Source organism: Sphingopyxis terrae subsp. terrae NBRC 15098 (genome assembly GCF_001598815.1).
Lineage (GTDB): Bacteria > Pseudomonadota > Alphaproteobacteria > Sphingomonadales > Sphingomonadaceae > Sphingopyxis > Sphingopyxis terrae.
This window is the reverse complement of record NZ_BCZQ01000016.1, coordinates 18,395-44,134: the sequence shown is the minus strand read 5'-3', so window position 1 is coordinate 44,134 and position 25,740 is coordinate 18,395. Positions and strand designations below refer to the sequence as shown.

Below are 25,740 nucleotides of genomic sequence, written 5' to 3'. Positions count from 1 at the left end.
GCTTACCTCTTCTTCTTCGCGTGACGCGACCGGATGATCATCTTGTCGGTCGACTTGTTGTGGCGGGTACGGGCGCCCTTGGTCGGCTTGCCCCACGGGGTGACCGGGTGACGGCCGCCCGAGGTGCGGCCTTCACCACCGCCGTGCGGGTGGTCGACCGGGTTCTTGGCGACGCCGCGGGTCAGCGGACGCTTGCCGAGCCAGCGGCTGCGGCCGGCCTTGCCCAGGTTGGTGTTCTGGTTGTCGGGGTTCGACACCGCACCGACCGTGCCCATGCATTCACCGCGAATGTAGCGCTGCTCGCCGGAACCGAGACGCACGATGACAAGACCGCGGTCACGACCGACGACCTGGGCATAAGTGCCGGCCGAACGGGCGATCTGGCCGCCCTTGCCCGGCTTCATCTCGATATTGTGGACGATCGTGCCGACCGGCATCTGCGACAATTCCATCGCGTTGCCGGGCTTCACGTCGGTCTTCTTGTCCGCGACGACCGTATCGCCGACCGCCAGGCGCTGCGGCGCCAGGATATAGGCCAGATCACCGTCCTCATATTTGATGAGCGCGATGAAGGCCGTGCGGTTCGGGTCATATTCGAGCCGTTCGACGGTCGCCGGAACGCCCCACTTGCGACGCTTGAAGTCGATGAAGCGATACTTCTGCTTGTGACCGCCGGCGATGCCGCGCGAGGTCACATGGCCCTTGTTGTTGCGGCCACCGGTCTTGCGCTTGCCTTCGGTCAGCGCCTTGACGGGCTTGCCCTTCCACAGCGACGACTTGTCGACGAGGATCAGGCCACGCTGTCCAGGGCTTGTCGGATTATAGGATTTGAGTGCCATTTTCTCTGCCTTCCCCTATCCGTCAGACGCCGGTGGTGACGTCGATCGACTGGCCTTCGGCCAGGCGAACGATCGCCTTCTTCACGTCGCTGCGGGTGTAGGGCTTGCCCTTCCAGCGCTTGGTCTTGCCCTTGGTGACCAGCGTGTTCACGCTGAGCACCTTGACATCGAACAGCGCCTCGACGGCGGCCTTGATCGCCGGCTTCGTTGCGTCGTTGGCGACGCGGAAGACGACGGCGTCGTTTTCGCTGAGCAGCGTCGACTTTTCGGTGATCACTGGCGACAGGATCACGTCATAGTGACGCGCATCGATGGTCTTTGCCTTAGCCATTGCAGCGGGCCTCCAGCTTTTCGACCGCCGCGCGGGTCAGGACCAGCGTGTCGGCGCGAAGGATGTCATAGACGTTGGCACCGATCGCCGGCAGCGAATCGACGCCGACGATGTTGGCCGAAGCCTGGGCGAAGCTGTCATGGACCGCATCGCCGTCGATGAAGAGCGCACGGCGACCGAGGTCGAGCTTGCCGAGCTTGCCGGCCAGCACCTTGGTCTTGGCTTCCTTGAGCTCGAGCGTGTCGATGACAACGAGCTTGCCGCCCTTTGCCTTGTCGCTCAGCGCCATCTTGAGACCAAGAGCGCGGATCTTCTTGTTCAGCGAGTGGCCGAAAGTGCGGGCCCGGGGACCGTGCGCCTTGCCACCGCCGATGAAGATCGGCGCCTTGCGATCGCCGTGACGGGCGGTACCGCCGCCCTTCTGGCGACCGAACTTCTTGCCGGTGCGGGCAACGTCGCTGCGCTCGCGGGCGGCGCGGGCGGGGCCGCGACGCTTTTCGAGCTGCCAGGCGACGACACGGTGGAGGATGTCCGCCCGCGCGTCGACGCCGAAGACGTCGTCGTTAAGATCGATGTCGGCGCCAGCCTTGCCATCGAGGGTCTGTACCTTGACCTTCATGATCAGGACTCCTGTGCGCCGTCGGCCGCGGTCGTTTCGACCTCTGCTTCCGCAGGGGTTTCAGCCGGGGCATTGTTGCTGTTCGCCGCGCTCTTGACCGCCGCCGGATAAGGGGCTTCGGGGTGACGCGGCAGCTTCATCGCATCGCGCACCAGCAGCCAGCCGCCCTTCGAGCCAGGGACCGAACCCTTGACGAAGAGAAGACCGCGCTCGGCGTCGGTGCGGACGATTTCGAGATTCTGCTGGGTGCGATTGCGCGCGCCCATGTGGCCAGCCATCTTCTTGTTCTTGAAGACGCGGCCCGGATCCTGGCGGTTACCGGTCGAACCATGGGCACGGTGGCTGATCGAAACACCGTGGGTGGCGCGCATACCGCCGAAACCCCAGCGCTTCATCGCACCGGCAAAGCCCTTACCCTGGGTGACACCCTGGATATCGACCATCTGGCCGGCGACGAAATGGTCGGCCGACAGTTCGGCGCCGACGTCGAGCGTCGCGTCGTCAGCAACGCGGAATTCGACGAGCTTCGCCTTGGGCTCGACTTCGGCCTTGCCATAGGCCCCGCGCTGCGGCTTGGCGACATTCTTCGCCTTTGCCGAGCCGGCACCGAGCTGGACGGCCACATAGCCGTCGCGTTCCTTTTCGCGAACCGAGACGACCTGGCAGCCTTCGAGGCTCAGAACGGTGACGGGCACATGGCGGCCATCGTCCTGAAACAGGCGGGTCATCCCCATTTTTTTCGCGATCACGCCAGTGCGCATGATCATTCACTCCTAACAGAGGCCGGGCAGAACCATTTCCGCACGGCGTGTGGACCCCACCGAACCTGCGTTCGATGACTGTCCTCCCAGCCCGAAATTTCGATGCATCGCCCCGTCCGGGCTGAGGTGCCGCTTTCCCGTGGGGTCAGCGGCAAGACGGGGGACGCAGCCCGGATCAATCCGGCGGTATCCTCCGAAACCTAAATGTGTTCCTGCGAAAGCAGAAACCCAGGGCGGCTTCAGTGCGACCTATCGGCCGCTTCTACCCTGGGCTCCGGATCAAGTCCGGAGCACGCTGGCTATTTAGGCCAACTTGATTTCGACGTTCACGCCCGCGGCGAGGTCGAGCTTCATCAGCGCATCGACCGTCTGCGGGGTGGGCTGCACGATGTCGAGCAGCCGCTTGTGGGTACGCACCTCGAACTGCTCGCGCGACTTCTTGTCGACATGCGGACCGCGGTTCACGGTGAATTTTTCAATGCGCGTCGGCAGCGGGATGGGACCGCGAATGAGGGCGCCCGTACGACGTGCCGTATCGGCGATGTCGGTGGTGGCCTGATCGAGCACGCGGTGATCAAAGGCCTTCAGGCGAATGCGAATATTCTGCGTTTCCATGACTATTCCAGTCGAATCCCGTCTGACGATGCGAAAGAGCCGAAATGGCCCGTCCCGACCCCCGCATGGAGGCCGGAAAGGCCATCAAAAATCTCAAAAGCTACGAGCCGCCCGAATCACCCGATTCGAGCGGCTCGTGGCCCTATATTACTTAATGATCGAGGCCACAACCCCTGCGCCGACCGTGCGGCCACCTTCGCGGATCGCGAAGCGCAGGCCCTGGTCCATTGCGATCGGAGCGATGAGCTTGACCGTCAGCTGGACGTTGTCGCCCGGCATGACCATTTCCGTGCCTTCCGGCAGGATGACTTCGCCGGTGACGTCGGTGGTGCGGAAGTAGAACTGCGGACGATAGTTCGCGAAGAACGGCGTGTGACGGCCGCCTTCGTCCTTCGACAGGACGTACACTTCCGAGGTGAACTCGGTGTGCGGCGTGATCGAGCCGGGCTTCGCCAGAACCTGGCCACGCTCGACTTCTTCACGACCGACGCCGCGGATCAGCGCGCCGATGTTGTCGCCAGCCTGGCCCTGATCGAGCAGCTTTCGGAACATTTCGACGCCGGTGACGGTCGTCTTCTTGGTGTCCTTGATGCCGACGATTTCGACTTCTTCACCAACCTTGACGATGCCGGTTTCGACGCGGCCGGTGACAACCGTACCACGACCCGAAATCGAGAACACGTCTTCGATCGGCATCAGGAAGGGCTTGTCAAGCGGACGTTCCGGCTGCGGGATCCAGCTGTCGACGGCTTCCATCAGCTTCAGGATAGCTTCCTTGCCGATGTTGTCGTCGCGGCTTTCGAGGGCGGCCAGAGCCGAACCCGCGATGATCGGAATATTGTCGCCGTCGAAGTCGCGCTTCGAGAGTTCTTCACGGATTTCGAGTTCGACGAGTTCGAGCAGTTCGGGATCGTCGAGCTGGTCAACCTTGTTCAGGAAGACGACCATGGTCGGGACGCCGACCTGCTTCGCGAGCAGGATGTGCTCCTTGGTCTGCGGCATCGGGCCGTCAGCAGCCGAAACCACCAGGATCGCGCCGTCCATCTGCGCCGCGCCGGTGATCATGTTCTTCACATAGTCGGCGTGACCCGGGCAGTCGACGTGCGCATAGTGGCGTTCCTTGGTTTCATATTCGACGTGCGCGGTCGAAATGGTGATGCCGCGTTCGCGCTCTTCGGGCGCCTTGTCGATGTTTTCGAAGTCGACCTTCTGCGACAGACCTTCTTCGGCGAGCACCTTGGTGATCGCAGCGGTCAGCGAGGTCTTGCCATGGTCGACGTGACCGATGGTGCCGATGTTGCAGTGCGGCTTCGTCCGCTCAAATTTAGCCTTGGCCATGTTTCTTGAACCTTCTTGTTCGCGTGTTGAGTTGATCAGTCCTGGACGAGCCTGCTGAATCAGGCGCCGCCCTTAGTAGGTCTTGCCGCGCGGTGCAAGCCCGCGCTTGTCCGGGTCCGCCGTGCGAGGCAAGCCCCGCACGGCCAAACCGGATCAGGCCATCTTCGCCTTCACCTCGTCCGCGACGTTGTTCGGCACTTCTTCATAGTGCGAGAACTGCATCGTGTACTGGGCGCGGCCCTGGGTGAAAGAACGCAGCTGGTTGACGTAGCCGAACATATTGGCGAGCGGCACGATGGCTTCAACCACCTGGGCGTTGCCGCGGCTGTCCGTACCCTGGATCTGGCCACGACGGCTGTTGAGGTCGCCGATCACGTCGCCCATGAATTCTTCAGGGGTAACAACTTCGACCTTCATCACCGGTTCGAGCAGCTTGATGCCGGCCTTTGCCGCCACTTCGCGCATCGCCGCACGGCCCGCGATTTCGAACGCCAGCGCCGACGAGTCGACATCGTGGTACGCACCGTCGATCAGCTTGATGTCGAAGTCGATGATCGGGAAGCCGATCATGTGACCGTTTTCAGCCGATTCGCGGAAACCCTTTTCGACCGCCGGGATATATTCGCGCGGGATGTTGCCGCCCTTGATCTCGTCGGTGAAAGTGACGCCGCTGCCGCGCTCGCCCGGGGTGACCTGGACCTTGACGCGACCGAACTGACCCGAACCACCCGACTGCTTCTTGTGGGTGTAGTCGACTTCGACCGGCTTCGCGAGGCTTTCGCGATACGCCACCTGCGGCGCACCGACATTTGCTTCGACCTTGAATTCACGCTTCATGCGATCGACGAGAATGTCGAGGTGAAGCTCGCCCATGCCCTTGATGATCGTCTGGCCCGATTCATGGTCGGTCGAGACGCGGAACGAGGGATCCTCGGCAGCCAGGCGGTTGAGGGCAACGCCCATCTTTTCCTGGTCGGCCTTGGTCTTGGGTTCGACCGACAGCTCGATGACCGGCTCGGGGAATTCCATCCGTTCGAGGATGATCGGCGCATTGCTCGCGCAGATCGTGTCGCCCGTGGTGGTTTCCTTGAGGCCGGCGAGCGCGACGATGTCGCCCGCATAGGCTTCTTCGATGTCCTCACGCGAATTGGCGTGCATGAGGAGCATACGGCCGATCTTTTCCTTCTTGTCCTTCACCGAGTTCAGGTAGGTGCCCTTCGAGAGCGTACCCGAATAGATGCGCGCGAAGGTGAGCGAGCCGACGAACGGGTCGTTCATGATCTTGAACGCGAGCATCGACAGCGGTGCGCTGTCCGACGTCGGACGCGAATCGGCTTCCTCGGTGTCCGGGTTGATGCCCTGGACGTCGGGGATGTCGAGCGGCGAAGGCAGATAGTCGACGACCGCGTCGAGCAGCGTCTGGACGCCCTTGTTCTTGAACGCCGAGCCGCACAGGACCGGTACGAACGCCTGACCGAGCGTGCCCTTGCGGATCAGCGCTTTCAGCGTCGCCACGTCGGGCAGCGTGCCTTCGAGATAGGCTTCCATCGCATCGTCGTCCTGTTCGACGGCGAGTTCGACGAGCTTTTCGCGATATTCGGCAGCCTTGTCGGCGAGGTCGGCCGGGATGTCTTCGTAGAAGAATTCGGCGCCCAGGCTTTCATCCTTCCAGATGATCGCGCGTTCGTTGACGAGGTCGACGAGGCCCTTGAAGTCCGATTCCGCGCCGATGGGGAGGTACAGGACGGCCGGCACCGCACCCAGGCGATCGATGATCGTCTGGACGCAGTAATAGAAATTGGCGCCGGTGCGGTCGAGCTTGTTGATGAAGCACATCCGCGGAACCTTGTACTTGTCCGCCTGACGCCACACGGTTTCCGACTGGGGTTCGACACCGGCAACGCCGTCGAACGCGGCGACGGCGCCGTCGAGGACGCGCAAGCTACGTTCGACTTCGATGGTGAAGTCGACGTGGCCGGGGGTGTCGATGATGTTCAGGCGGTGTTCCGGACCCTGACCTTCATCGGCCTTCCACAGGCAGGTGGTGGCAGCCGACGTGATCGTGATGCCGCGTTCCTGTTCCTGTTCCATCCAGTCCATCGTGGCAGCGCCGTCGTGGACTTCGCCGATCTTGTAGGACTTGCCGGTGTAATAGAGAATGCGCTCGGTCGTCGTGGTCTTGCCGGCGTCGATGTGCGCCATGATACCGAAATTGCGATAGCGTTCGAGCGGATGGCTGCGTGCCATGATCTTTTCCTCGGTTTTTGGGGGAAGCCTTGGGAGCCGCCCCCGATATAGGAAGTTTTGTTGCGATTGCGAGACGCCGCGGGGCGCCCTCGCAAATTACCAGCGGTAGTGGCTGAAGGCGCGGTTCGCTTCGGCCATGCGGTGCGTGTCTTCGCGCTTCTTGACCGCGTTGCCGCGATTGTTCGACGCATCGAGCAGTTCGCCCGACAGGCGCGCGGCCATCGTGGTTTCGCTGCGGTTGCGCGCCGCGGTGATCAGCCAGCGGATCGCGAGCGCCTGCGCGCGGTCCGGACGGACTTCGACCGGAACCTGATAGGTCGCACCGCCGACGCGGCGGCTGCGCACTTCGATGTTCGGACGGATGTTGGCGAGCGCCTCATGGAACACGCCGAGCGGTTCCTTCTTGGCGCGGGCTTCGACCGCTTCGAGCGCACCATAGACGATGCTTTCGGCGACCGACTTCTTACCGTCGAGCATGACACTGTTCATGAACTTCGACAGCACGACATCCCCGAAACGGGGATCGGGCAGGATTTCGCGGCGTTCAGGACGACGACGACGAGCCATAGGTAATTCCTTTTACAACAGCACCCCGGCGCAACGCGCCCGCGGGATGATCAAATAGCCGAAAAAGCCGTCCTTACTTCGGACGCTTCGCACCGTATTTTGAACGGCTCTGCTTGCGGTCTTTCACACCCTGGGTGTCCAGAACGCCGCGCAGGACGTGGTAACGGACACCGGGAAGGTCGCGCACACGGCCGCCGCGGATCAGCACGACGCTGTGTTCCTGGAGGTTGTGGCCTTCGCCGGGGATGTAGGAAATGACTTCGCGCTGGTTGGTCAGGCGGACCTTCGCAACCTTGCGGAGCGCCGAGTTCGGCTTTTTCGGGGTCGTCGTATAGACACGGGTGCAAACGCCGCGCTTCTGCGGGTTTGCTTCCATCGCCGGGACCTTGGACTTCACCTTCTGCGGAGTCCGGCCCTTGCGGACCAGCTGGTTGATCGTGGGCATGAATGCTTCACCTTCAAGTGTCCGCCCATCGGAGCGAACGGTTACTCTACCGCGGTGGATGAAGCTCCGAGGCATCGAAATGCCCCGACCTGATAACAGCAAAAGACCCCGGCGGACACATTCGTCCTCCGGAGGCTCCATCCGCGCCAGCAATGTTCAAGCGCTGTTGTGAACGAGTTTGGCGAAAAGTCCGCCGCTTTCGATCGGGGGCGCCCCTAGCGGTGATTCCCTTTGCGGTCAAGCGTCAAGCGGCTTGCGCCGCGGATTTCCGGCCGGTAGCGCCCCGTAAATGCCGCCGGTCCGCCACGCCAGCTTCGCACCGCACGTCGCGCCCGACGCGCGCCTGCTGATTCTCGGCAGCCTGCCCGGCGCGCGGTCGCTCGCCGAGCGGCGCTATTATGCGCATCCGACGAACCAGTTCTGGCGGCTGGTGGGCGCAGCGATCGACCGGCCACTCGCCACCATGACCTATGACGAGCGGCTGGGCGCACTCGCGGATGCGAAGATCGGGCTGTGGGACGTGATCCGTTCGGCCGAGCGGCTTACGAGCAGCGATTCGCTGATCCGCGAGGCCGAGGCGCACGACCTTGCGACACTGATCGCGGCACTGCCCGACATGCGCATGATTGCCTTCAACGGCGGCAAGGCCGCAGCGATCGGGCGAAGGCAATTGCCAGTGCTTGAGGGCGTCGCGCTCGTCGATCTGCCATCAAGCAGCGCAGCGAATACGGTGGGCTATGCGGCGAAGCTGGAGCGGTGGCTGGAGTTGCGCGCGGCGTTGGCATAATGAAGCTCGTCATTGCGAGCGAAGCGAAGCAATCCAGAGCTGGTTGACGCTACCCTGGATTGCCGCGTCGCTTCACTCCTCGCAATGACGATGCGGGTCAATCAACCACTTCCCCCCGCGCCATCACGAAATCGACTTTCTTCAGCACGGTCACGTCGGCGACCGGGTCGCTCGCCACCGCGATGATATCGGCGCTCTTGCCCGGCGCGATCGTGCCGATTTCGTCGGAGAGGCCGAGCAGATCGGCGGCGTTGACCGTCGCGGCCTTGATCGCGTCGATCGGCGTCACACCGTGCTGGACCATCAGTTCGAATTCGTCGGCGTTGCGGCCATGCTTGGACACGCCCGCGTCGGTGCCAAAGGCGATACGGACGCCGCGCGGGACGAGTTGCTCGAGACTCTTGCCGGTGATCGAGATGCGCCAGCGGATCTTGGCGAGCACATCGGGTTCATAGGCATTCGCGTTCGCCGCCAGCCGTTCCTTGTAGCCGTTCACGGTCGACAGGGTCGGAACATAATAGGCCTTCGACTTCGTCCAGGCGGTGATCGTTGCTTCGTCGAGGATCGTGCCATGCTCGATCGAATCGGCGCCGGCGTCGAGCGCCAGACGGATGCCGTCAGCGCCATGCGCATGGACCGCGACCTTTTTGCCGAACATATGCGCGGTATCGACGATCGCCTTGGCTTCGTCGTCGAACATCTGCTTGCCGAGCCCGGCGCCGATGCGGCTGTTGACGCCGCCGGTCGAGGCGAATTTGATCACGTCGGCGCCGCGCCCAACCTGAAGCCGGACGGCACGGCGGCAATCGTCGGCACCGTTGCAGGTGTTGCCCGCTCCCTGGAAATAGGGGCGCAGTTCGTCCCGATAGCCGAGCGATCCGTCCATATGCCCGGCGCTGCCCGAAATCGCGTTGCCCGCATCGACGATGCGCGGTCCCTGCACCTTCCCCGCAAGGATCGCGTCGCGCAACGCCAGCGTGGCCCCGTCACCATCGCCGAGATTGCGCACCGTGGTGAAGCCCGCGCGCAGGGTCTTCAGGCCGTTTACCTCGGCATTGAAAGCCTGTGCCGCGGGGCTGAGCGTCACTTCCTCGAGCTGGCCCGCCAGACCGCCAGCATCGCTGGTCAGGTGGACGTGGCTGTCGATCAGGCCGGGCAGGACATATTTGTCCTTGAGATCGATCAGCACCGCGCCGGCATCGGCCGGCTGGTAGCCGTCGAGAATCGCAACCACCTTGCCATTTTCGACGATGATCGTCGTCGCGCCGCGCACCGGCTTGCCCGGCTCCGCCATCAATTTGCCCGCGTGGATCACCGTGCGCGTCGGCGCCTGCGCCGCGACCGGTGCCGAAAGCAGCGCGCCTGCCAGCGCGAGCGGAAGAAGCATCGTCGATTTCATCAGTCTGTCCCCTGTTGCCCGGTGGCAGCCTGCTTAGCGGGGTAACATGGGAACCGCAAAGTGTGCCACGGCTACCTTGCCGTCGCTGGCGCCGCGTCCTATGGCGCGCGGCGTCATGACGGTACCGATCGATCATATCGACTGCTGGATCTTCGATCTCGACAACACGCTCTACCATCCGTCGGCGCGGCTGTTCGACCTGATCGACGCGCGCATGGGCGCCTTCATCATGCGCCTGATGGGCGTCGATGCGGTCGAAGCGCGGCGCGTGCAGAAGCAATATTTCCATGATCATGGCACGACGATGGCGGGGCTGATGCGCCACCACGGCGTCGATCCTGAAGATTTCCTGATCGACGTTCACGATATCCCGCTCGACCGGCTGGCGCCCGATGCGCGGCTGCGCGCCGGGCTCGAACGCCTGCCCGGCCGCCGTCTGATCTTCACCAACGCCGATGCCGATTATGCGGCCCGCGTGCTCGACGCGCGGGGCATCGCCGATCTGTTCGACGGCATCTGCGATATTCGCACGACGCACTATACGCCGAAGCCCGAAGCCGAAGCTTATCGCATGATGATCGGCCATCTCGGAATCGATCCGGCGAAGAGCCTGTTCGTCGAGGATATGGCGCGCAATCTGACCCCCGCCAAAGCGCTGGGAATGACGACCGTATGGCTGGACAATGGCAGCGAAAGCGGCCATCGCGACCACCTGCCGGACCATGTCGATTTTCATGTGAACGACATCGCCGACTGGCTTGATGCGCTTCCGGAACATTTTGGGCCGTAACCTTGGGGAATTTCATGACCACCGACCTGCAATCGACGATCGAAGCCGCCTGGGATGCACGCGAAACGCTCGGGCTGACGACGACCGGAGTGGTGCGCGATGCGGTCGAGGCGGCGCTCGCGGGCCTTGATGACGGCAGCTTCCGCGTTGCCGAGCGCGATGCCGGCGGGACGTGGCAGGTCAATCAGTGGCTCAAGAAGGCGGTGCTGCTCTCCTTCCGCCTTAACGACATGGAGATTATCGAGGGCGGCGCCGGCGGCGCGACCTGGTGGGACAAGGTGCCGTCGAAATTCGCCGGCTGGGGCGAGAACCGCTTCCGCGATGCGGGCTTCCGCGCCGTCCCCGGATCGATCGTGCGCCGGGGCGCCTTCATCAGCAAGGGCGCCGTGCTGATGCCGAGCTTCGTCAACATCGGCGCCTATGTCGGCGAGGGATCGATGGTCGATGCCTGGGCCACCGTCGGCAGCTGCGCGCAGATCGGCGCGAACGTCCATCTGTCGGGCGGCGCGGGGATCGGCGGCGTGCTCGAACCGCTGCAGGCCGGACCCGTGGTGATCGAGGATGGTGCCTTCATCGGCGCGCGCGCCGAAGTGGCCGAGGGCGTGATCGTGCGCGAGGGCGCGGTGCTGTCGATGGGCGTCTATCTCGGCGCCTCGACCAAGATTATCGACCGCGCGACCGGCGAAGTCTTCATCGGCGAGGTTCCGGCTTATTCGGTCGTCGTCCCGGGTTCGCTTCCGGGCAAGCCGCTTCCCGACGGAACGCCGGGGCCGTCGCTCTATTGCGCCGTCATCGTCAAGCGCGTCGATGCGCAGACGCGCGCGAAGACGGGCATCAACGAACTGCTGCGCGACTAAAGCAGATACGTCGCCCCCGCGAAGGCGGGGGCCGTTGGAGGCCTTGTGCCACGCCGATAGCGGCCCCCGCCTTCGCGGGGGCGACGAGACTTTACCGCTCGCTAAGATAATAGCGTTCGCGCGCCGTCAGATCGTCGTTCAGATCATAGACGATCGGCTGGCCGGTCGGGATTTCGAGGCCGGTGATGTCGGCGTCGGAAATGCCCGACAGATGCTTCACCAGCGCGCGCAGGCTGTTGCCGTGCGCCGAGATCAGCACCGTCCTGCCGTCCCGCAACTGCGGCGCGATCGCGCTGTCATAATAGGGAAGAACGCGCGCGATCGTGTCTTTCAGGCTTTCGGTCGCCGGGATCGCGATGCCCGCATAGCGCGGATCACGCGACAGGTCGTAGGGCGAGCCGGCCTCAAGCGGCGGCGGCGGGGTGTCGAAGCTGCGGCGCCAGATCTTCACCTGATCCTCGCCATGCCTGGCCGCGGTCTCCGCCTTGTCGAGGCCGGTGAGCCCGCCATAATGGCGTTCATTGAGGTGCCAATCCTTCGTCACCGGCAGCCAGAGCCGGCCCATCGCCTCGAGCGCGAGGTTGAGCGTCTTGATCGCGCGCGTCTGGACCGAGGTGAAGCAGGTGTCGGGTGCGATACCCTTTTCCTTCATCAGTTCGCCCGCCGCCCACGCCTCGGCCGCGCCTTTATCGGTGACATCGACGTCCCACCAGCCGGTGAAGCGGTTTTCGAGATTCCACTGCGACTGGCCGTGACGGATGAGGATGAGCTGCGGCATGATCTGTCCTTTCGACAAAGGGCGCGCCCGCGCGGGCGATTCGGGGGCGCCATAGCGCGGCTTTCGGGCAAGGGCCACCGCCCCTCTTGAAAAGGGTCGGCGCCATCCCAGATTCGGATCATCCGGTCGCCGAAACGGGGCCGGATGGAAGCCGCGGCAGGCCATGCCGCGGCCCGATGACTTCGCTTTGCAAGGAAGGAATGACCCATGCGTAACAGCTTTGACTGGACCCCCTATCGCCGCTCGACCGTCGGTTTCGATCGTCTGTTCGACTTTCTGGAAAACAGCGGTTCTGCCGAAAATTATCCGCCCTTCGATATCGAGAAGGTCGCCGACGACCATTTCCGCATCACTGTCGCGGTGGCGGGTTTCAAGAGCGACGAGATCGACATCACCGCGCAGCAGAATATGCTGACCGTCAGCGGCCGCAAGGCGCCCGCGAAGGACGGCGAAACGCGCCAGCTTCTGTATAGCGGCATTGCGACGCGCGCCTTCGAGCGCCGCTTCCAGCTTGCCGATTTCGTGCGCGTAGATCGCGCCGACCTGGCCGACGGGCTGCTGATCATCGACTTGGTGCGCGAAGTGCCCGAAGCGATGAAGCCGCACAAGATCGCCATCGGCGGCACGCAGCCCACGGCGATCGAAGCCAAGAAAGCCGCGTAAGCCAGCGGCTAACGCCGGTCCGAATGGGCCGTACGAACGGGGTCCGGCTGTCCCTTCCGGGCCCCGTTTCTGTTCTGCGTTGCTAGATTGCGCGCGTCATGAAGCGACTGAATGGATCGGGCCTGTAATCCGCGAAAGGCGCACAGTCCGTGAAGCCATGCCGCCGGTAGAGCGCAAGTGCCGGTTCGAAGGCAGCGCCTGACCCGGTTTCGAGGCTGAGCCGCTCAAGCCCGCCCGCGCGGGCCTCTTCGATGATGTGGTCCAGCATCCGGGCGGCGACGCCGCGGCGCAGAAAGGCGTCGGCGGTGCGCATCGACTTGATCTCGCCGTGCCGGCCATCGAGTCGCTTCAGCGCGCCGCAACCCGCCAGATCGGGGCCGCAATGAATCGACCAGAAGGTAACGCCCGGCGCCTTCAGCCCCTCGAAATCGAGGAAATGGCAGCTTTCCTCGGGCGAGTTTGCGAGCATGCCGGCAAAATGCCGTTCGAGCAGCGCGCGGATCGGGGCGCCCGACAGATCGTCCTCGACGATACGCCAGCCATCCCGATCCGCGGCATCGGTCAAAGCATCTGGTCCAGCGTCGCGAGACACGCGTGCGCCAGCAGCTTCGATCGTTCGGGCGACCAGCCGGCGACGGGATCGGGCAGATCGCGATTGTCCTTGAACGGCATTTCGATCGTCATCGACACCGCACCAAAGCGTTCGGCGAGCTGCGTCGTCGACATCGACAGATTGGCCTTGCCCGGCGCCGAGCTTTCATAGCCGAGGGCGGTCTGGAAATCGGGCGTGTTGACGGCGAGCGCCGACTGGAAGGCCAGATAGCGCGCCTGTTGTTCCTCCTTCAGCGACGGGATGCCTTCGAAACCCGCGAGGAACACCGCCGGAATCGCCTCGTCGCCATGAACGTCCATCGCCCAGTCGACGCCGCTTTCGTCCATCGCGTTGCGCACCGCGAGCACTTCGGGGCTGCGATCGGCAGTCGGATTGTCCCATTCGCGGTTGAGATTCACCCCGGCAAAGTTGGTGCGCAGATGACCGCGGCGCGACCCGTCGGGGTTCATGTTCGGGACGATGTGGAATCGGCATTTCTGCCGTAGCGACCGGGCATGGGGATCGGCCGGATCGGTGAGCTTTTCAAGCGCGCCTTCCATCCACCATTCGGCCATGCTCTCGCCCGGATGCTGGCGCGCATACAGCCACACCTGGACCGGCCCCGTGCCCATTTCGAGGCAGTCGATCGGCTGCCCCTCGAGACTGGTGCCGAGACAGCGATAGGAAACGCCGTCGCATTCGGCCACGGAGGCGACCAGATCGTGATGCCGTTCCATCGAATAGGGAGCAAAATAGGCGATCCACAGAAGCTGCCCTTCGGCGCTGTGGTTGATGGTCAGCGTCCCGGCATCGTAGCCGGTGTCGAGCCGGAACCAGTTTTCCCGGTCATAGCTGGCGCAGGCGGCATAGCCGGGCCAGCCATCGGGATAGGCCGAATCGCCCAGCCCGGCGATCGCCAGTTCAAGTTCATCGCCCACCGCGCAGGCCACGCGGAAATGGAACCACTGAAAGAAATCGGATTCGCGATCCTTGCGGATCGAAAGGCGGGCACGCGTGCCATCGACCGAATCCACGACGATATTGCCGCTGTCGAAAGCGGCGTTGATGCTGATTGTCATGGGACGCTGATAGTGCGTCCCGATTCGCCGGGGAAGTCCTTGAATAGGGCTTCGGCCAATTTCGCCGCAGCAATCGACGGTTGTGCCGCAGGCGCCTTCACCGGCACCGCACTGAGCGCCCGGCCTTCCCATACGGCCTGGCCCGTGGCCGCATCATCGATGCGCACAGACAGCTGCAGATCCTGCATCTGTTTCGGCCCGCCACCAAGATTGATGCCGATCCCGAGGCCCACCCCCGAGCCATAGCTGCCAGTCGATCCGCCAACGCCGACCGAAACCGGCGAACGCTTTGCAAGCGGCATGCGATCGTTTCGGTCGAAGGCGATGCGAACCTTGAGCGGCGCGGCGGTGCCTTCGGGCGCAGCGACGAAGCCCAGCAATTGCAGCTGACGCTCAACCGCGATGCGATAGCTGTTCCATTCGAGCGACGGCTGCGCCGCGCCGCCCGTCGCCGAGGCATCGCCATGCGGCAGCACCTCGACGGCATAGCGCGTGCCTGGGGCCAGGCCGGCGGTCGCATTGTTATGGAAGCGGGTAACCTCGACGGGTGGAACCGCCGTGGCACAACCGCCGAGCGCAAGCGCCGCTGCCGCGAGCAGGGCGACGGAAAAATGACGCGTCATACCCGCATCATGCGCCAGCAAAAATGGCTTGGCAATGAACGAGGTGGGGGGCGTGGCCCCCGCACCCGCGAATTCAGCGATAGAAGATATGGTTGTCGATCTGCGCGATGCGCGTCTTGCGCCAGCCGGGCGAGACGTAGCGCGCATGGAAGAACAGTGCGCCGGGCGCCCTATTCTGCCAGCTGTCGTCGCGCGCAATCTGCGCGATCGCCAGCGCGTTCGACCATTGGACGGCATTGCGCACGGCGGGCATCTTGCCGCGGCGCACGAAGCTGAACTGGCTCGGCTGATGGACGACGCCGCACAGGGTCGTCGGGAAGCGGCCCGACTTCGCGCGGTTGATCACGACATGCGCGACCGCGAGCTGCCCCGCGAGCGATTCGCCGCGCGATTCGAAATAGACCGCCTGCGCCAGACAGCGCAGTTCGGGATCGATCGTCTCGGGCTTCGGGGTCGCCGCGACCAACTGGGCCAATGTATCGGCAACAGCGCTGTCGTCGGTGGCGATATCGACCGGCGTTTCGGCTTCGGTCGACGGAGCTGCCGCATCGCTGTCGGCCGGCGCATCGGCGGCAGGCAGCGTGATTGCGGGGATGTTGGCGTCGGCGGCCAGGTCACTGGCGAAGCCGGGTTCGGCCAACGACAGCGCGGCAAAGGCAGTCATGCCCACGGCAGCCACGCTGGCAGCGTTCAGAATACGACTCATCTAATCCGTCAAAAGGGCGGCTGACGAACCTAAATCTAACAGGCTGGGGGATCGTCGATCCTGAACCACCTGCGGTCGTCATCCGACTGCGTGTCCATATCGGGAAATCGGGCCTGTCCGAAAAGACGGATGCAACCCGCGATACGACCTACGCGTTATCAAGTGGCCGGGCACTTATTGTGCGCTGCAACAGAGTCAAGTTAACGCGCCCCACTCCGCGACGAGTCGTGGCGCATCTGCGATATCCAGTTCGACGATCCACAAGTCGGGATCGGCCTTTCGCCGCCGGTCCTGATAGTTTGCGCGTTCTTCACCATCGCTAGCGGGGTCGGGTCCGACCGCTTCCCATACATAATTGCCGGTCATCGCAAAGCGGCGTTCGAGCAGCGGCCCCGCGACCCCGCGGTCGCTGCACTGGACGAGGATCGAGCCGGAATGATCGTCGCCCGCGGCCAGAACCGCGGCGAAACCGCCCGCGGCCTCGGTTTCGCGGATAAGAAGATCGACGAGGAACCGGCTGGTGAAGCGCGTCATCGGAGCATCCGCCCCGGAAGGTCAGGCCGCGTCGCGCGCTTCGGCATCGACGAGCATGGCATAAAGCGCTTCGTCATTCTTCGCACCGCGCAATCGTTCGGCAATGCTGTCGTTGCGCAGCATCCGCGATACGCCGGCGAGGGCCTTCAGATGGTCGGCGCCCGCGTCGAGCGGCGACAGCAGTACGAAGAGAAGGTCGACCGGCAAACCATCGACCGCCTGAAAATCGATCGGGCGCGCGAGCTGCAGGAACATGCCGCGCACCCCGTTGAGATCGGCCATCTTGGCATGCGGCAAGGCAATGCCGCGACCGAAGCCGGTCGAACCGAGCCGTTCGCGCTCGAGCAGCGCCTCGCTCACTTCGCCCGCGTCGAGCCCCAGCGACCGCGCCGCCAGTTCGCCCACATAGGGGAACAGCGCCTTTTTGGCATCAAGCTGCACATTGGCACGCACGGTGGCCGGATACAGGAGGGAGGATAGGTTCATCGGTCTGGTCAAATCTGCATGGCCGCAAGGCGACGCCACGCGGGTCATCCTGTTGGCGTTGGTTCGCTTGAGCGGACTAGGCTGGCCCCCGCCGTCCGGCTTTCGGGCTTTGTTGGGCGCGGCCCTTAGGCCGAACGGCAGAGAAAATCCAGCCCTATTGTCTGCTAGCGCGGCTCGACCCAGCCGATCGTGCCGTCGCGGCGACGATAGACCATGTTGTGCGACCCGGTCTTGCTGTTGACGAAAAGCAGCGCATTGGTGTCACGCAAATCAAGCATCATGACCGCATCGGACACGCTGCTCGTCGGGATATCGACGCGGGTTTCGGCGATGATCGCAGGCGCATCGCCCGCATCTTCATCATCGGTGCCGCCGTCGAAAACGACGTAGCTGGCGTTGTCCTCGATCGTCTCGATCGTCACCAACTGCGCACCATTGCCGTTGTTGCGGTCCTTCAGCCGGCGCATATAGCGGCGCAGCTGCTTTTCGATACGGTCGGCCGCGCCCTCAAACGCGACATGCGCGTCCTGCGCCTGGCCATGGCCTTTCAGGACCAGACCCTGCATGACATGCGCGACGATGTCGCACTGGAAACTGTCGTGCGGTCCCTTTCCGAAGGTCGCGTGCGCCCCGATCGCGCGCGAGAAATATTTGTCGGCAATCGCGTTCATCCGGTCCGACACATGCGCCTGCAGCGCTTCGCCGGTTTCGATCTGGTGGCCAGAGACGCGGATTTCCATTTTTCTTCTCCTTCAGTCATGTCCACGGGATCGCAGGGGAGCCGCGATCAGGGACTATCGTGCCACAGGGGTTGATTGAGCGTGGCGACGAATTCTGCATGACGCGCCAGTTCGGCCGGGGTTGCACCGTGCGGGCGCGGTTCGCGAAACGGGCGGGTGGGGGCGACGGATCGGACTGGTGCCGGTGCGGCACCCCGCGCCGCGGCGGTGGGTTCGGCGGCGAGCCCCAGCCCGATCTGCCGCCCGCCGGTCATTTCGATATAGAGGTGCGCCAGCAGTTCGGCGTCGAGCAGCGCGCCGTGCTTGACGCGGTGGCTGCGGTCGATGCCGTAGCGCGTGCAAAGCGCATCGAGGCTGTGCTTAGCGCCCGGATGAAGCTTGCGTGCCATCTGCACGGTGCAGCACATGCGCGCCATATCGAGCGGCGGCCGGCCGACGCGCGCCAGTTCGGCGTTGACGAAACCGAAGTCGAAAGCAGCATTGTGCGCCACCATCGGCGCATCACCAAGAAAGTCGAGCAATTCGTCGACGCGCGCGGCAAAGAGCGGCTTGTCGGACAGAAACTGGATCGAAAGGCCGTGCACCGCCTCGGCCTCGGCCGGCATATCGCGTTCGGGGTGAAAATAGGCGTGAAAGGTCCGCCCCGATTCGCGGCGGTCGATCAATTCGATGCACCCGATTTCGACCAGCCTGTGCCCCGTTCTGGGGTCGAGTCCCGTGGTTTCCGTATCGAAGATTATCTCACGCATCTTTCAAACAATCTGGACCCTATTGCGTATGGAAACAAGAGGCGATCCGCCGAATCTGACGATGGGTCTCGCTTTTCGGGCGGCCGGTTTCGATCAGGAAATCGGCGCGTGCGCGCTTGACGCGATCGGGAACCTGCAGGCCCCGGATCGCCTTGAACTTTGCGTTGGTCATGCCGGGCCGGCGCAGCACGCGTTTGCGCTGGATCCACATCGGTGCGGTGACGACAGCGACGGCGCCGACGCGGTGCCAGCCTCCTTTTTCGAACAGGAGCGGAATGTCGAGCACGACGACGTCGCGCGCGCGGTGACGGGCAAGGAATTTCTTCTGCGCGCGGACGACTGCGGGATGGACGATCGCTTCGAGTGCGGCAAGCTCGTGGCGGTTGCCGAGCACGCGGCGGCTGAGTTCCTGGCGATCGACGCCGCGCGGACCGGTGGTGCCGGGAAAGCGCGCCTCGATCGCGGCGACCAAGGCACCGCCGGGACCTTGCAGCCGGTGAACTTCGGCATCGGCGTCGAACACCGGCACCCCTTCGCGTTCGAACATCGTCGCCGCGGTCGATTTCCCCATGCCGATCGAACCCGTCAGGCCGAGAATGAACGGTCGGCGAAGCCGCGATCCGGGGCGCTTGTAATGCGTCATGCCGTCAGAATCGCGCGCAATTCCTCGTCGCGTCCCTCGGGCGGCGGCGCGCCGAAAAACAGCTCGAATGCCAGGGCCGCCTGACCGATCAGCATGTCGAGCCCATCGACGATGTCCAGCCCGCGCGCGTCCGCAGCGCGGAGCAGCCCTGTCATCAGCGGTGCGTAAACAAGATCGTATACGATCGCATCGTCGGGCAACGGCGACAGGTCGAGGTCGAGCGGCGGCTGCCCCGTCATGCCAAGACTGCTCGAATTCACGAGCAACGCGGCCGGCGGAAGCGGGACATCGAGCGCGACGACATCGCCCTTGAGCCCGAAGGTGGCAAGCAGGCCCATCGCTTTCAGCGGGGAACGGTTGAGGATGGTGACATGCCCGACCTTCGCGCGCGCGAGCGCGAAAAGCACCGCCCGCGCTGCGCCGCCCGCGCCGATCAGCACTACCGGCGCGCCTTCGAGATCGAGTTCGGCGAGCGGGGCATAGAAGCCCGCAGCATCGGTGTTGGTCCCGATAAGCGCCCCGTCTCGCTGCCGCACGATCGTATTCATCGCGCCGATCGTGCCGCGAATGTCGCCCGGATCATCGACCAGATCCATCACCGCGATCTTGTGCGGAATGGTGACATTGCATCCGCGCCAGGCGGGATCTGTCCGGCGCTCGGCGATATAGGCCGCCAGATCGTCGGGCTTCACATGCGCGCGCCGATACGCGCCCTTCATGCCCAGCGCATCGAGCCAGAAGCCATGGATCAGCGGCGATTTCGACTGGGCGATCGGATCGCCGATCACCTCGGCATAAGGGGCAGAATCGGCAGCGCTCATTGCGGCGCCAGCCCGGTCGCGCGCAGCCATGCCATCAACGGCAGCATCGGCATGCCGATGATCGTCCAGGGATCGCCTTCGACCCGATCGAACAATTGCACGCCCGCCCCCTCGATTTCGTAACAGCCAACGGTCCAGCGGATGCTGTCCCAATGCTGCGCCACATAGTCGGCGATGAAGGCGTCCGACAAGGGCCGCATCCACAGCCGCGCCTCGCCGATCGCGCGCCAGACCGGCGCGCCGTCGCGCGCCGCAACGACCGCGCTGAACAATTTGTGCCGCGTTCCCGCCATGCGGCGCAGATGGTCTGCTGCCTCATCGGGGCTCTCGGGCTTGGCGAGCATCGTCCCATCGGCGAGCGCGAGCGTCGAATCGGCACCGATTACGGTAACGCCGGGCAGCCGAGAAGAAATCTTGATCGCCTTGGCCTCCGCCAGCGCATCGGCGATGTTGCGCGCCGTCTGGCCGGCGGCAACGAGACCGGCCGTCAGCGCCTCTTCATCGACATGCGCCGCGGTTGCTTCGAACGCGATTCCGGCCGCGCGCAGCATCGCGGCACGGCCGCTGCTCTGCGATGCAAGGACGATCTGCGTCATGCCGGCCGGCCCCCGCGATCCTCGACCAGCTTGATCACCGCAGCCGCCGTTTCCTCGATCGAACGGCGTGTGACGTCGATCACCGGCCAGTCATTGTCGGCGAACATGCGGCGGGCATAGGCGATTTCGGCTTTCACGCGTTCATCGTCCACATAGGCGGTTTCGGGCGCCTGATTGAGCGAGAGCAGACGGTTGCGCCGAACCTGGACAAGGCGGTCGAGGCTGGTCGTCAGCCCGACGACGAGCGGACGCTTCAGATGATAGAGCGCGTCGGGCGGCGGCGATTCGGGAACAATCGGAATATTGGCCGTCTTGTATCCCCGATTCGCCAGATAGATGCTCGTCGGCGTTTTGGAGGTTCGCGATACGCCGGCGAGGACGATGTCGGCCTGTTCCCAATTTTCCCAGCCGATCCCGTCGTCATGTGCGACGGTGAACTGGATCGCCTCGACGCGCGCGAAATAGGCGGCATCGAGCGCATGCTGACGGCCCGGTCGCGCCTTGGCTTCCTGCCCGAGCATGCGCGACAAGGCGTCGGTTACGGCGTCGAGCGCAGGAACAAGCGGCAGGCCCTGAGCCTCGGCGCGGCGCTCGAGACTGGCGCGCAACTCACCGTTGACGAGGGTGAAGAGGATCATGCCCGGGCTCGCCTGGACCTCCGCCATGATCCGGTCGAGATGCGATTCCGAGCGCACCATCGGCCAGAAATGGCGCACGACTTCGACATCGTCGAACTGTGCGATCGCGGCCTTGGCAATATTTTCGAGCGTTTCGCCGGTGGAATCGGATATGAGGTGAAGGTGGAGGCGGTCCATCGCCTCTCTTGCCGCCTTGCGATCCGAAAAGGCAAGCCGCGAAGCGAATTTCCGAGGCTGTGGATAAGTTCGCGGACAAGCCCCGGGGTGAAATCGGCAGGGCGATTCCATCCCCGGCCGCGTCGATTCCGCCCCACCGCTTATCCACAAGGAACGAGTCTTATCCACAGGCTGTGAATAGCGGGGATGAGAACCAACGACTCCGTGGCGCTTGGCGGGCCAGCGGGAGTCAAGCTGTTGGCAAAAAGGGCGGCGGCGCCTAAAGCGCGCTTATCCGCCCGCCAACAATCCACCACAATCATTTATATATATTATGAAGAGAGAAAGAGGGGCCGCGTGAAGGCGTCATCGAAGAGCTTGCTGGCAACGCTGCGTGGGGTGCGGCAGGAACGGCCCGCCCTGTGGCTGATGCGCCAGGCTGGTCGTTATCTTCCCGAATATCGTGCGTTGCGGGCGACCAAGGGCGGCTTCCTGGAACTATGCTATGATCCTGAGGCCGCAGCTGAAGTGACGCTGCAGCCAATCCGCCGTTTCGGTTTCGACGGCGCCATTCTCTTTTCGGACATTCTGGTTGTGCCGCACGCGCTGGGCCAGCAGCTGTGGTTCGAGACGGGTGAGGGGCCGCGGCTCGCCCCGCCGCTCGTCGATAGCGCTCTGGCGTCGCTCGAGGCGGCGCCCGAGCGGCTTGACGCGGTCTATGCAACGGTAGCGCGCGTGGCAGCCGCCTTGCCGCCCCAGACGACCTTTCTGGGATTTGCCGGCAGTCCCTGGACAGTCGCCACCTATATGGTCGCCGGCCAAGGATCGAAGGACCAGGCGGCCGCCCGGCGCATGGCGCTTTCCGATCCGGCGGCGTTCGGCGCGATCATCGATGCGATCGTCGACCTCAGCGTGACCTATTTGTCGGGGCAGATCGAACAGGGGGTCGAGGCGGTCCAGTTGTTCGACAGCTGGGCAGGAACCCTGTCGCCCGCCGAGTTCGAACGCTGGGTGATCGCGCCCAATGCCGAAATCGTCCGGCAACTGAAGGCGCTCCATCCCGACACGCCGATCATCGGTTTCCCGAAGGGCGCGGGCGGCAAGCTGGCGGCTTATGCGCGCGGCGTCGGCGCCGATGCGATCGGTCTTGACGAAACGGTCGATCCCGCTTGGGCCAATGATATTCTTCCCGGTCATCTGCCGGTGCAGGGCAATCTTGATCCGCTTGCGCTGGTCGCCGGCGGCCCGGCTCTTGACGCTGCGATCGATCGCATCCTTGCAGCTTTCCCCGAACGGCCCCATATCTTCAATCTCGGCCATGGTATCGTGCCCGACACGCCCATAGCCCATGTCGAACATCTGATCAGGCGCGTGCGAGGCGAGTAGCGGGATGGCAGACTGGACTGGATTTCTGGGGGTCACGATGTTGTGGGTGAAAGCGGCGCATGTGATTTTCGTCATCTTCCTGATGGCGGGGCTGTTCATGATGCCACGCTTTTTCGTCTATCATCACCAATGTGCGGTGGGATCGGACGAGGACAGGAAATGGATCGAGCGCGAAGATCGCCTGCGCAAGATCATCCTCAATCCCTCGCTCGTCATCGTCTGGATCCTGGGTCTGATGCTCGCTTTCAATGGCGGCTACTGGTCGCAGGGCTGGTTTCACGCCAAGCTCCTGCTTGTCCTGCTGCTATCGGGCTATCACGGCTGGACAATCGGCTATTTCAAGAAGCTGAAGCGCGGCGAACGACCGCTGTCCGAAAAGCGCCTGCGGATGCTCAACGAGGTGCCGGGCGTGGCCGCGGCGATCATCGTCATTCTGGCGGTCGTCCGGCCCTTTTGACCGGTCGTCTCGGCGACAGCCGATTGACTTGACGAAATCGGCGGCTTAGGGGCCGATCAACCCGGCTTTCCGTCGGCGGCGCGATCTTGGCGCCGAAGCTATCGTGAACGGTCGTCCCCCGGCCGGATAGGCACCGCCTGGTGCGCCGTATCGAACGAATTTTCCTATATTTCTGTTACCTGGAATCCATCCATGCATCTTAAAGAACTCAAGACAAAATCGCCCGCGCAGCTCGTCGAAATGGCTGAAGAGCTGGGCGTCGAGGGCGCCTCGACGCTGCGCAAGCAGGATCTGATGTTCTCGATCCTCAAGGAACTCGCCGAAGAGGGCGAGGAAATCATCGGATCGGGAACGATCGAGGTTCTGCCCGACAGCTTCGGTTTTCTGCGCAGTCCCGAAGCCAATTATCTTGCCGGTCCCGACGACATCTATGTGTCGCCCAATCAGGTCCGCAAATATGGTCTGCGCACCGGCGACACCGTCGAGGGCGAGATTCGCGCGCCGAAGGACGGCGAACGCTATTTCGCGCTGACCAAGCTGATCAGCGTCAATTTCGACAATCCCGAGGTCGTGCGCCACCGCGTCAATTTCGACAATCTGACACCGCTCTATCCGAACCAGAAGCTCAAGCTCGATACGATCGATCCGACCGTCAAGGACAAGTCGGCGCGCGTGATCGATCTCGTCAGTCCGCAGGGCAAGGGCCAGCGCGCGCTGATCGTCGCGCCGCCGCGCACGGGTAAGACGGTGCTGCTGCAAAATATCGCCAAGGCGATCACCGACAATCACCCCGAGGTCTATCTGATCGTCCTGCTGATCGACGAGCGGCCCGAGGAAGTCACCGACATGCAGCGCAGCGTCAATGGCGAGGTCGTCTCCTCGACCTTCGACGAGCCCGCGACGCGCCACGTCCAGGTCGCCGAAATGGTGATCGAAAAGGCGAAGCGGTTGGTCGAGCACAAAAAGGATGTCGTCATCCTGCTCGACTCGATCACCCGCCTCGGCCGCGCGTACAACACCGTAGTGCCGAGCTCGGGCAAGGTGCTGACCGGCGGCGTCGATGCGAATGCACTTCAGCGTCCCAAGCGCTTCTTCGGTGCCGCGCGCAATATCGAGGAAGGCGGATCGCTGTCGATCATCGCGACCGCGCTGATCGATACCGGCAGCCGCATGGACGAAGTGATCTTCGAAGAATTCAAGGGCACGGGTAACAGCGAAATCGTCCTCGACCGCAAGGTCGCCGACAAGCGCATTTTCCCGTCGCTCGACGTCGGCAAGTCGGGCACCCGCAAGGAAGAACTGCTCGTCGAGAAGGACAAGCTCAGCAAGATGTGGGTGCTGCGCCGCATCCTCATGCAAATGGGCACGGTCGATGCGATGGAATTCCTGCTCGACAAGATCAAGGATTCCAAGACCAACGAAGATTTCTTCGACAGCATGAACCAGTAAGCCGCGATGGCCGTGATCGAGCATGCCTTGCTGCCGGTCCGGCCTGGAATGGAAGTGGAATTCGAAGCGGCCGTTGCGGAAGCGCGGCCGCTGATCGAAGCATCGCCCGGCTTCCTTTCGCTGACAATTCGCCGGCCATTGGGAACCGGGCAGCCCTATCTGTTGTTGGCAGAATGGCGCACCGTTGCGGATCATCGCGATGGTTTTCGTCGATCCGACCGCTATGAACGGTGGCGGGCGCTGTTGCATCGCTTTTACGACCCCGTGCCGGGGGTCAGCTATTTCGGAGACGCCGTGTGATTTTGGAAATGTTGACGCAGGCGGCGGCCGCTGCCGGGCCCGGTGGGTTCGGCGAAATCTGGTCGCACATCGTCGCCGATTTTTCGAACATCACCGAACCCGCCGCGCTCGCTGCCTTCGTGCAGGTGCTGATGATTGACATCGTGCTGGCCGGCGACAATGCGATCGTCGTCGGCGCGCTCGCCGCTGGGCTGCCCGCCGATCAGCGCAAGAAGGTGATCCTGATCGGCGTTCTGGCGGCGCTCGTCCTGCGCATCGCCTTCGCACTTGTCGTCACGCAATTGATGCAGATTGTAGGTCTGATCTTCGTCGGCGGTCTGCTGCTGATCTGGGTCGCCTGGAAGATGTGGCGCGAACTGCGCGAAGGCGCGCATTCGGCCGGATCGCCTGAGATCGAGGGCGACGAACATTCGGGGCTGAAGCCTGCGAAAAGCTTTGCCGCCGCCGCCTGGGCGGTTGCGATCGCCGATGTCAGCATGAGCCTCGACAATGTGCTTGCGGTTGCCGGCGCGGCGCGCGAGCATCCGGGCATCCTGATCGTCGGGCTGATCTTCGCGGTCGCACTGATGGGTGTGGCGGCGAATATCATCGCCAAATATATCGAGCGCTATCGCTGGATCGCCTATGTCGGCCTTGCCGTCATCCTCTATGTCGCGGTCAAGATGATCCACGAAGGCTGGATCGACCCCGCGGTCGGACTGGGAACGCTGTTCGGCTGAGCAAAGGCCGGTCTCGTAAGAGGCCAGCTT

At 63.6% G+C, this 25,740-nt stretch carries 32 protein-coding genes; 9 read left to right on the top strand and 23 right to left on the bottom strand.

Annotation, left to right across the window (positions count from 1 at the left end; all coding sequences use genetic code 11):
• Nucleotides 1–2: 2 nt before the first annotated feature.
• The 9 genes from rplB to rpsL form a co-directional block, all read right to left on the bottom strand.
• Nucleotides 3–839 carry a 50S ribosomal protein L2 gene (gene rplB, locus STE01S_RS10185; protein ID WP_003042210.1) on the bottom strand — a complete coding sequence of 279 codons (837 nt, stop codon included), beginning with the start codon at nt 837–839 and terminating at the stop codon, nt 3–5.
• Nucleotides 840–861: 22 nt separating this feature from the next.
• Nucleotides 862–1,170: a 50S ribosomal protein L23 gene (locus STE01S_RS10180; protein WP_003042207.1), complete on the bottom strand. Its 309-nt coding sequence runs from the start codon at nt 1,168–1,170 to the stop codon at nt 862–864.
• Nucleotides 1,163–1,789: a 50S ribosomal protein L4 gene (gene rplD, locus STE01S_RS10175; protein ID WP_003042204.1), complete on the bottom strand. Its 627-nt coding sequence runs from the start codon at nt 1,787–1,789 to the stop codon at nt 1,163–1,165. Before rplD ends, STE01S_RS10180 begins: the two co-directional genes overlap by 8 nt.
• 2 nt (nt 1,790–1,791) lie before the next feature.
• The gene (gene rplC, locus STE01S_RS10170) at nt 1,792–2,550 is read right to left on the bottom strand and encodes a 50S ribosomal protein L3 (protein ID WP_040589724.1); all 759 of its coding nucleotides are present in this window, start codon (nt 2,548–2,550) and stop codon (nt 1,792–1,794) included.
• A 303-nt stretch (nt 2,551–2,853) separates the two neighbouring features.
• Nucleotides 2,854–3,165 (bottom strand): 30S ribosomal protein S10, encoded by a 312-nt coding sequence (gene rpsJ / locus STE01S_RS10165; RefSeq protein ID WP_003042199.1) that lies wholly within the window; start codon nt 3,163–3,165, stop codon nt 2,854–2,856.
• 147 nt (nt 3,166–3,312) lie between these two features.
• The gene (gene tuf / locus STE01S_RS10160) at nt 3,313–4,503 is read right to left on the bottom strand and encodes an elongation factor Tu (protein WP_003042197.1); all 1,191 of its coding nucleotides are present in this window, start codon (nt 4,501–4,503) and stop codon (nt 3,313–3,315) included.
• 153 nt (nt 4,504–4,656) lie between these two features.
• A complete protein-coding gene (fusA, locus tag STE01S_RS10155) occupies nt 4,657–6,750 on the bottom strand; it encodes an elongation factor G (RefSeq protein WP_003042194.1) in 2,094 nt (697 codons plus the stop codon).
• A 96-nt stretch (nt 6,751–6,846) separates the two neighbouring features.
• Entirely contained in the window at nt 6,847–7,317 is a 471-nt protein-coding gene (gene rpsG / locus STE01S_RS10150) for a 30S ribosomal protein S7 (protein ID WP_003042192.1), read from the bottom strand.
• Between the two features lie 73 nt (nt 7,318–7,390).
• Nucleotides 7,391–7,762 carry a 30S ribosomal protein S12 gene (rpsL, locus tag STE01S_RS10145; protein ID WP_003042180.1) on the bottom strand — a complete coding sequence of 124 codons (372 nt, stop codon included), beginning with the start codon at nt 7,760–7,762 and terminating at the stop codon, nt 7,391–7,393.
• A 289-nt stretch (nt 7,763–8,051) separates the two neighbouring features.
• On the opposite strand from rpsL, the gene STE01S_RS10140 reads away from it, so the two are divergent.
• Nucleotides 8,052–8,549, top strand: a complete 498-nt coding sequence (locus STE01S_RS10140) for a DNA-deoxyinosine glycosylase (protein WP_003042177.1) — start codon at nt 8,052–8,054, stop codon at nt 8,547–8,549.
• 97 nt (nt 8,550–8,646) lie between these two features.
• Here the strand turns inward: STE01S_RS10140 and STE01S_RS10135 are convergent, their stop codons facing one another.
• Nucleotides 8,647–9,948: a metal-dependent hydrolase family protein gene (locus STE01S_RS10135; protein ID WP_062767473.1), complete on the bottom strand. Its 1,302-nt coding sequence runs from the start codon at nt 9,946–9,948 to the stop codon at nt 8,647–8,649.
• Between the two features lie 115 nt (nt 9,949–10,063).
• On the opposite strand from STE01S_RS10135, the gene STE01S_RS10130 reads away from it, so the two are divergent.
• Nucleotides 10,064–10,738, top strand: a complete 675-nt coding sequence (locus STE01S_RS10130; RefSeq protein ID WP_062767594.1) for a pyrimidine 5'-nucleotidase — start codon at nt 10,064–10,066, stop codon at nt 10,736–10,738.
• Between the two features lie 14 nt (nt 10,739–10,752).
• Nucleotides 10,753–11,595, top strand: coding sequence for a 2,3,4,5-tetrahydropyridine-2,6-dicarboxylate N-succinyltransferase (dapD, locus tag STE01S_RS10125; protein WP_062767592.1), 843 nt, complete (start codon nt 10,753–10,755; stop codon nt 11,593–11,595).
• 91 nt (nt 11,596–11,686) lie between these two features.
• Here dapD and gpmA read toward each other — a convergent pair whose 3' ends face one another.
• Nucleotides 11,687–12,373 carry a 2,3-diphosphoglycerate-dependent phosphoglycerate mutase gene (gene gpmA / locus STE01S_RS10120; protein ID WP_062767590.1) on the bottom strand — a complete coding sequence of 229 codons (687 nt, stop codon included), beginning with the start codon at nt 12,371–12,373 and terminating at the stop codon, nt 11,687–11,689.
• A gap of 207 nt (nt 12,374–12,580) precedes the next feature.
• Here gpmA and STE01S_RS10115 point away from each other — a divergent pair, with 207 nt between their 5' ends.
• Nucleotides 12,581–13,036, top strand: coding sequence for an Hsp20 family protein (locus STE01S_RS10115; protein ID WP_003042165.1), 456 nt, complete (start codon nt 12,581–12,583; stop codon nt 13,034–13,036).
• Nucleotides 13,037–13,118: 82 nt separating this feature from the next.
• On the opposite strand, the gene STE01S_RS10110 is transcribed toward STE01S_RS10115, so the two are convergent.
• The 12 genes from STE01S_RS10110 to STE01S_RS10055 all read right to left on the bottom strand — a co-directional run bounded on the left by STE01S_RS10110 (nt 13,119) and on the right by STE01S_RS10055 (nt 21,420).
• Entirely contained in the window at nt 13,119–13,601 is a 483-nt protein-coding gene (locus STE01S_RS10110) for a GNAT family N-acetyltransferase (protein WP_082813299.1), read from the bottom strand.
• On the bottom strand, nt 13,598–14,707 hold the full coding sequence (locus tag STE01S_RS10105) for a M14 family metallopeptidase (RefSeq protein ID WP_062767471.1): 1,110 nt from the start codon (nt 14,705–14,707) through the stop codon (nt 13,598–13,600). The genes STE01S_RS10110 and STE01S_RS10105 overlap by 4 nt, the downstream gene beginning before the upstream one ends.
• Entirely contained in the window at nt 14,704–15,330 is a 627-nt protein-coding gene (locus STE01S_RS10100; protein WP_062767469.1) for a DUF4136 domain-containing protein, read from the bottom strand. Before STE01S_RS10100 ends, STE01S_RS10105 begins: the two co-directional genes overlap by 4 nt.
• A 73-nt stretch (nt 15,331–15,403) precedes the next feature.
• On the bottom strand, nt 15,404–16,036 hold the full coding sequence (locus STE01S_RS10095; protein WP_062767467.1) for a cell wall hydrolase: 633 nt from the start codon (nt 16,034–16,036) through the stop codon (nt 15,404–15,406).
• Nucleotides 16,037–16,231: 195 nt separating this feature from the next.
• The gene (locus STE01S_RS10090; protein WP_058810834.1) at nt 16,232–16,570 is read right to left on the bottom strand and encodes a DUF1491 family protein; all 339 of its coding nucleotides are present in this window, start codon (nt 16,568–16,570) and stop codon (nt 16,232–16,234) included.
• Between the two features lie 21 nt (nt 16,571–16,591).
• Nucleotides 16,592–17,056 (bottom strand): PTS sugar transporter subunit IIA, encoded by a 465-nt coding sequence (locus STE01S_RS10085; protein ID WP_003042148.1) that lies wholly within the window; start codon nt 17,054–17,056, stop codon nt 16,592–16,594.
• Nucleotides 17,057–17,220: 164 nt separating this feature from the next.
• Nucleotides 17,221–17,796: a ribosome hibernation-promoting factor, HPF/YfiA family gene (hpf, locus tag STE01S_RS10080; protein WP_003042145.1), complete on the bottom strand. Its 576-nt coding sequence runs from the start codon at nt 17,794–17,796 to the stop codon at nt 17,221–17,223.
• Nucleotides 17,797–17,843: 47 nt separating this feature from the next.
• Nucleotides 17,844–18,545, bottom strand: a complete 702-nt coding sequence (gene dnaQ, locus STE01S_RS10075; RefSeq protein ID WP_003042143.1) for a DNA polymerase III subunit epsilon — start codon at nt 18,543–18,545, stop codon at nt 17,844–17,846.
• Nucleotides 18,546–18,564: 19 nt separating this feature from the next.
• Entirely contained in the window at nt 18,565–19,188 is a 624-nt protein-coding gene (coaE, locus tag STE01S_RS10070; protein WP_062767465.1) for a dephospho-CoA kinase, read from the bottom strand.
• Nucleotides 19,185–20,009 (bottom strand): shikimate dehydrogenase, encoded by an 825-nt coding sequence (gene aroE, locus STE01S_RS10065; RefSeq protein ID WP_058811258.1) that lies wholly within the window; start codon nt 20,007–20,009, stop codon nt 19,185–19,187. Before aroE ends, coaE begins: the two co-directional genes overlap by 4 nt.
• Nucleotides 20,006–20,605: a Maf family protein gene (locus tag STE01S_RS10060; protein ID WP_082813298.1), complete on the bottom strand. Its 600-nt coding sequence runs from the start codon at nt 20,603–20,605 to the stop codon at nt 20,006–20,008. Before STE01S_RS10060 ends, aroE begins: the two co-directional genes overlap by 4 nt.
• Entirely contained in the window at nt 20,602–21,420 is an 819-nt protein-coding gene (locus STE01S_RS10055; RefSeq protein WP_062767463.1) for a pyruvate, water dikinase regulatory protein, read from the bottom strand. The genes STE01S_RS10060 and STE01S_RS10055 overlap by 4 nt, the downstream gene beginning before the upstream one ends.
• Before the next feature lie 336 nt (nt 21,421–21,756).
• On the opposite strand from STE01S_RS10055, the gene hemE reads away from it, so the two are divergent.
• The 5 genes from hemE (at nt 21,757) to STE01S_RS10030 (ending at nt 25,710) form a co-directional block, all read left to right on the top strand.
• Nucleotides 21,757–22,785, top strand: coding sequence for a uroporphyrinogen decarboxylase (gene hemE, locus STE01S_RS10050; RefSeq protein ID WP_062767461.1), 1,029 nt, complete (start codon nt 21,757–21,759; stop codon nt 22,783–22,785).
• 4 nt (nt 22,786–22,789) lie between these two features.
• Nucleotides 22,790–23,242 carry a CopD family protein gene (locus tag STE01S_RS10045; protein WP_003042130.1) on the top strand — a complete coding sequence of 151 codons (453 nt, stop codon included), beginning with the start codon at nt 22,790–22,792 and terminating at the stop codon, nt 23,240–23,242.
• A gap of 192 nt (nt 23,243–23,434) precedes the next feature.
• Nucleotides 23,435–24,691 carry a transcription termination factor Rho gene (rho, locus tag STE01S_RS10040; protein ID WP_003042126.1) on the top strand — a complete coding sequence of 419 codons (1,257 nt, stop codon included), beginning with the start codon at nt 23,435–23,437 and terminating at the stop codon, nt 24,689–24,691.
• A 6-nt stretch (nt 24,692–24,697) separates the two neighbouring features.
• A complete protein-coding gene (locus tag STE01S_RS10035; RefSeq protein WP_003042123.1) occupies nt 24,698–24,991 on the top strand; it encodes an antibiotic biosynthesis monooxygenase family protein in 294 nt (97 codons plus the stop codon).
• 8 nt (nt 24,992–24,999) lie between these two features.
• Nucleotides 25,000–25,710: a TerC family protein gene (locus STE01S_RS10030; RefSeq protein ID WP_062767584.1), complete on the top strand. Its 711-nt coding sequence runs from the start codon at nt 25,000–25,002 to the stop codon at nt 25,708–25,710.
• Nucleotides 25,711–25,740: the final 30 nt, after the last annotated feature.

Excerpts from the sequence above, each read along its gene's own strand:
- rplB (WP_003042210.1), bottom strand. The coding sequence starts at position 839 with ATGGCACTCAAATCCTATAATCCGACAAGCCCTGGACAGCGTGGCCTG.
- STE01S_RS10180 (WP_003042207.1), bottom strand. The coding sequence starts at position 1,170 with ATGGCTAAGGCAAAGACCATCGATGCGCGTCACTATGACGTGATCCTG.
- rplD (WP_003042204.1), bottom strand. The coding sequence starts at position 1,789 with ATGAAGGTCAAGGTACAGACCCTCGATGGCAAGGCTGGCGCCGACATC.
- rplC (WP_040589724.1), bottom strand. The coding sequence starts at position 2,550 with ATGCGCACTGGCGTGATCGCGAAAAAAATGGGGATGACCCGCCTGTTT.
- rpsJ (WP_003042199.1), bottom strand. The coding sequence starts at position 3,165 with ATGGAAACGCAGAATATTCGCATTCGCCTGAAGGCCTTTGATCACCGC.
- tuf (WP_003042197.1), bottom strand. The coding sequence starts at position 4,503 with ATGGCCAAGGCTAAATTTGAGCGGACGAAGCCGCACTGCAACATCGGC.
- fusA (WP_003042194.1), bottom strand. The coding sequence starts at position 6,750 with ATGGCACGCAGCCATCCGCTCGAACGCTATCGCAATTTCGGTATCATG.
- rpsG (WP_003042192.1), bottom strand. The coding sequence starts at position 7,317 with ATGGCTCGTCGTCGTCGTCCTGAACGCCGCGAAATCCTGCCCGATCCC.
- rpsL (WP_003042180.1), bottom strand. The coding sequence starts at position 7,762 with ATGCCCACGATCAACCAGCTGGTCCGCAAGGGCCGGACTCCGCAGAAG.
- STE01S_RS10140 (WP_003042177.1), top strand. The coding sequence starts at position 8,052 with ATGCCGCCGGTCCGCCACGCCAGCTTCGCACCGCACGTCGCGCCCGAC.
- STE01S_RS10135 (WP_062767473.1), bottom strand. The coding sequence starts at position 9,948 with ATGAAATCGACGATGCTTCTTCCGCTCGCGCTGGCAGGCGCGCTGCTT.
- STE01S_RS10130 (WP_062767594.1), top strand. The coding sequence starts at position 10,064 with ATGACGGTACCGATCGATCATATCGACTGCTGGATCTTCGATCTCGAC.
- dapD (WP_062767592.1), top strand. The coding sequence starts at position 10,753 with ATGACCACCGACCTGCAATCGACGATCGAAGCCGCCTGGGATGCACGC.
- gpmA (WP_062767590.1), bottom strand. The coding sequence starts at position 12,373 with ATGCCGCAGCTCATCCTCATCCGTCACGGCCAGTCGCAGTGGAATCTC.
- STE01S_RS10115 (WP_003042165.1), top strand. The coding sequence starts at position 12,581 with ATGCGTAACAGCTTTGACTGGACCCCCTATCGCCGCTCGACCGTCGGT.
- STE01S_RS10105 (WP_062767471.1), bottom strand. The coding sequence starts at position 14,707 with ATGACAATCAGCATCAACGCCGCTTTCGACAGCGGCAATATCGTCGTG.
- STE01S_RS10100 (WP_062767469.1), bottom strand. The coding sequence starts at position 15,330 with ATGACGCGTCATTTTTCCGTCGCCCTGCTCGCGGCAGCGGCGCTTGCG.
- STE01S_RS10095 (WP_062767467.1), bottom strand. The coding sequence starts at position 16,036 with ATGAGTCGTATTCTGAACGCTGCCAGCGTGGCTGCCGTGGGCATGACT.
- STE01S_RS10090 (WP_058810834.1), bottom strand. The coding sequence starts at position 16,570 with ATGACGCGCTTCACCAGCCGGTTCCTCGTCGATCTTCTTATCCGCGAA.
- STE01S_RS10085 (WP_003042148.1), bottom strand. The coding sequence starts at position 17,056 with ATGAACCTATCCTCCCTCCTGTATCCGGCCACCGTGCGTGCCAATGTG.
- hpf (WP_003042145.1), bottom strand. The coding sequence starts at position 17,796 with ATGGAAATCCGCGTCTCTGGCCACCAGATCGAAACCGGCGAAGCGCTG.
- dnaQ (WP_003042143.1), bottom strand. The coding sequence starts at position 18,545 with ATGCGTGAGATAATCTTCGATACGGAAACCACGGGACTCGACCCCAGA.
- coaE (WP_062767465.1), bottom strand. The coding sequence starts at position 19,188 with ATGACGCATTACAAGCGCCCCGGATCGCGGCTTCGCCGACCGTTCATT.
- aroE (WP_058811258.1), bottom strand. The coding sequence starts at position 20,009 with ATGAGCGCTGCCGATTCTGCCCCTTATGCCGAGGTGATCGGCGATCCG.
- STE01S_RS10060 (WP_082813298.1), bottom strand. The coding sequence starts at position 20,605 with ATGACGCAGATCGTCCTTGCATCGCAGAGCAGCGGCCGTGCCGCGATG.
- STE01S_RS10055 (WP_062767463.1), bottom strand. The coding sequence starts at position 21,420 with ATGGACCGCCTCCACCTTCACCTCATATCCGATTCCACCGGCGAAACG.
- STE01S_RS10045 (WP_003042130.1), top strand. The coding sequence starts at position 22,790 with ATGGCAGACTGGACTGGATTTCTGGGGGTCACGATGTTGTGGGTGAAA.
- rho (WP_003042126.1), top strand. The coding sequence starts at position 23,435 with ATGCATCTTAAAGAACTCAAGACAAAATCGCCCGCGCAGCTCGTCGAA.
- STE01S_RS10035 (WP_003042123.1), top strand. The coding sequence starts at position 24,698 with ATGGCCGTGATCGAGCATGCCTTGCTGCCGGTCCGGCCTGGAATGGAA.
- STE01S_RS10030 (WP_062767584.1), top strand. The coding sequence starts at position 25,000 with ATGTTGACGCAGGCGGCGGCCGCTGCCGGGCCCGGTGGGTTCGGCGAA.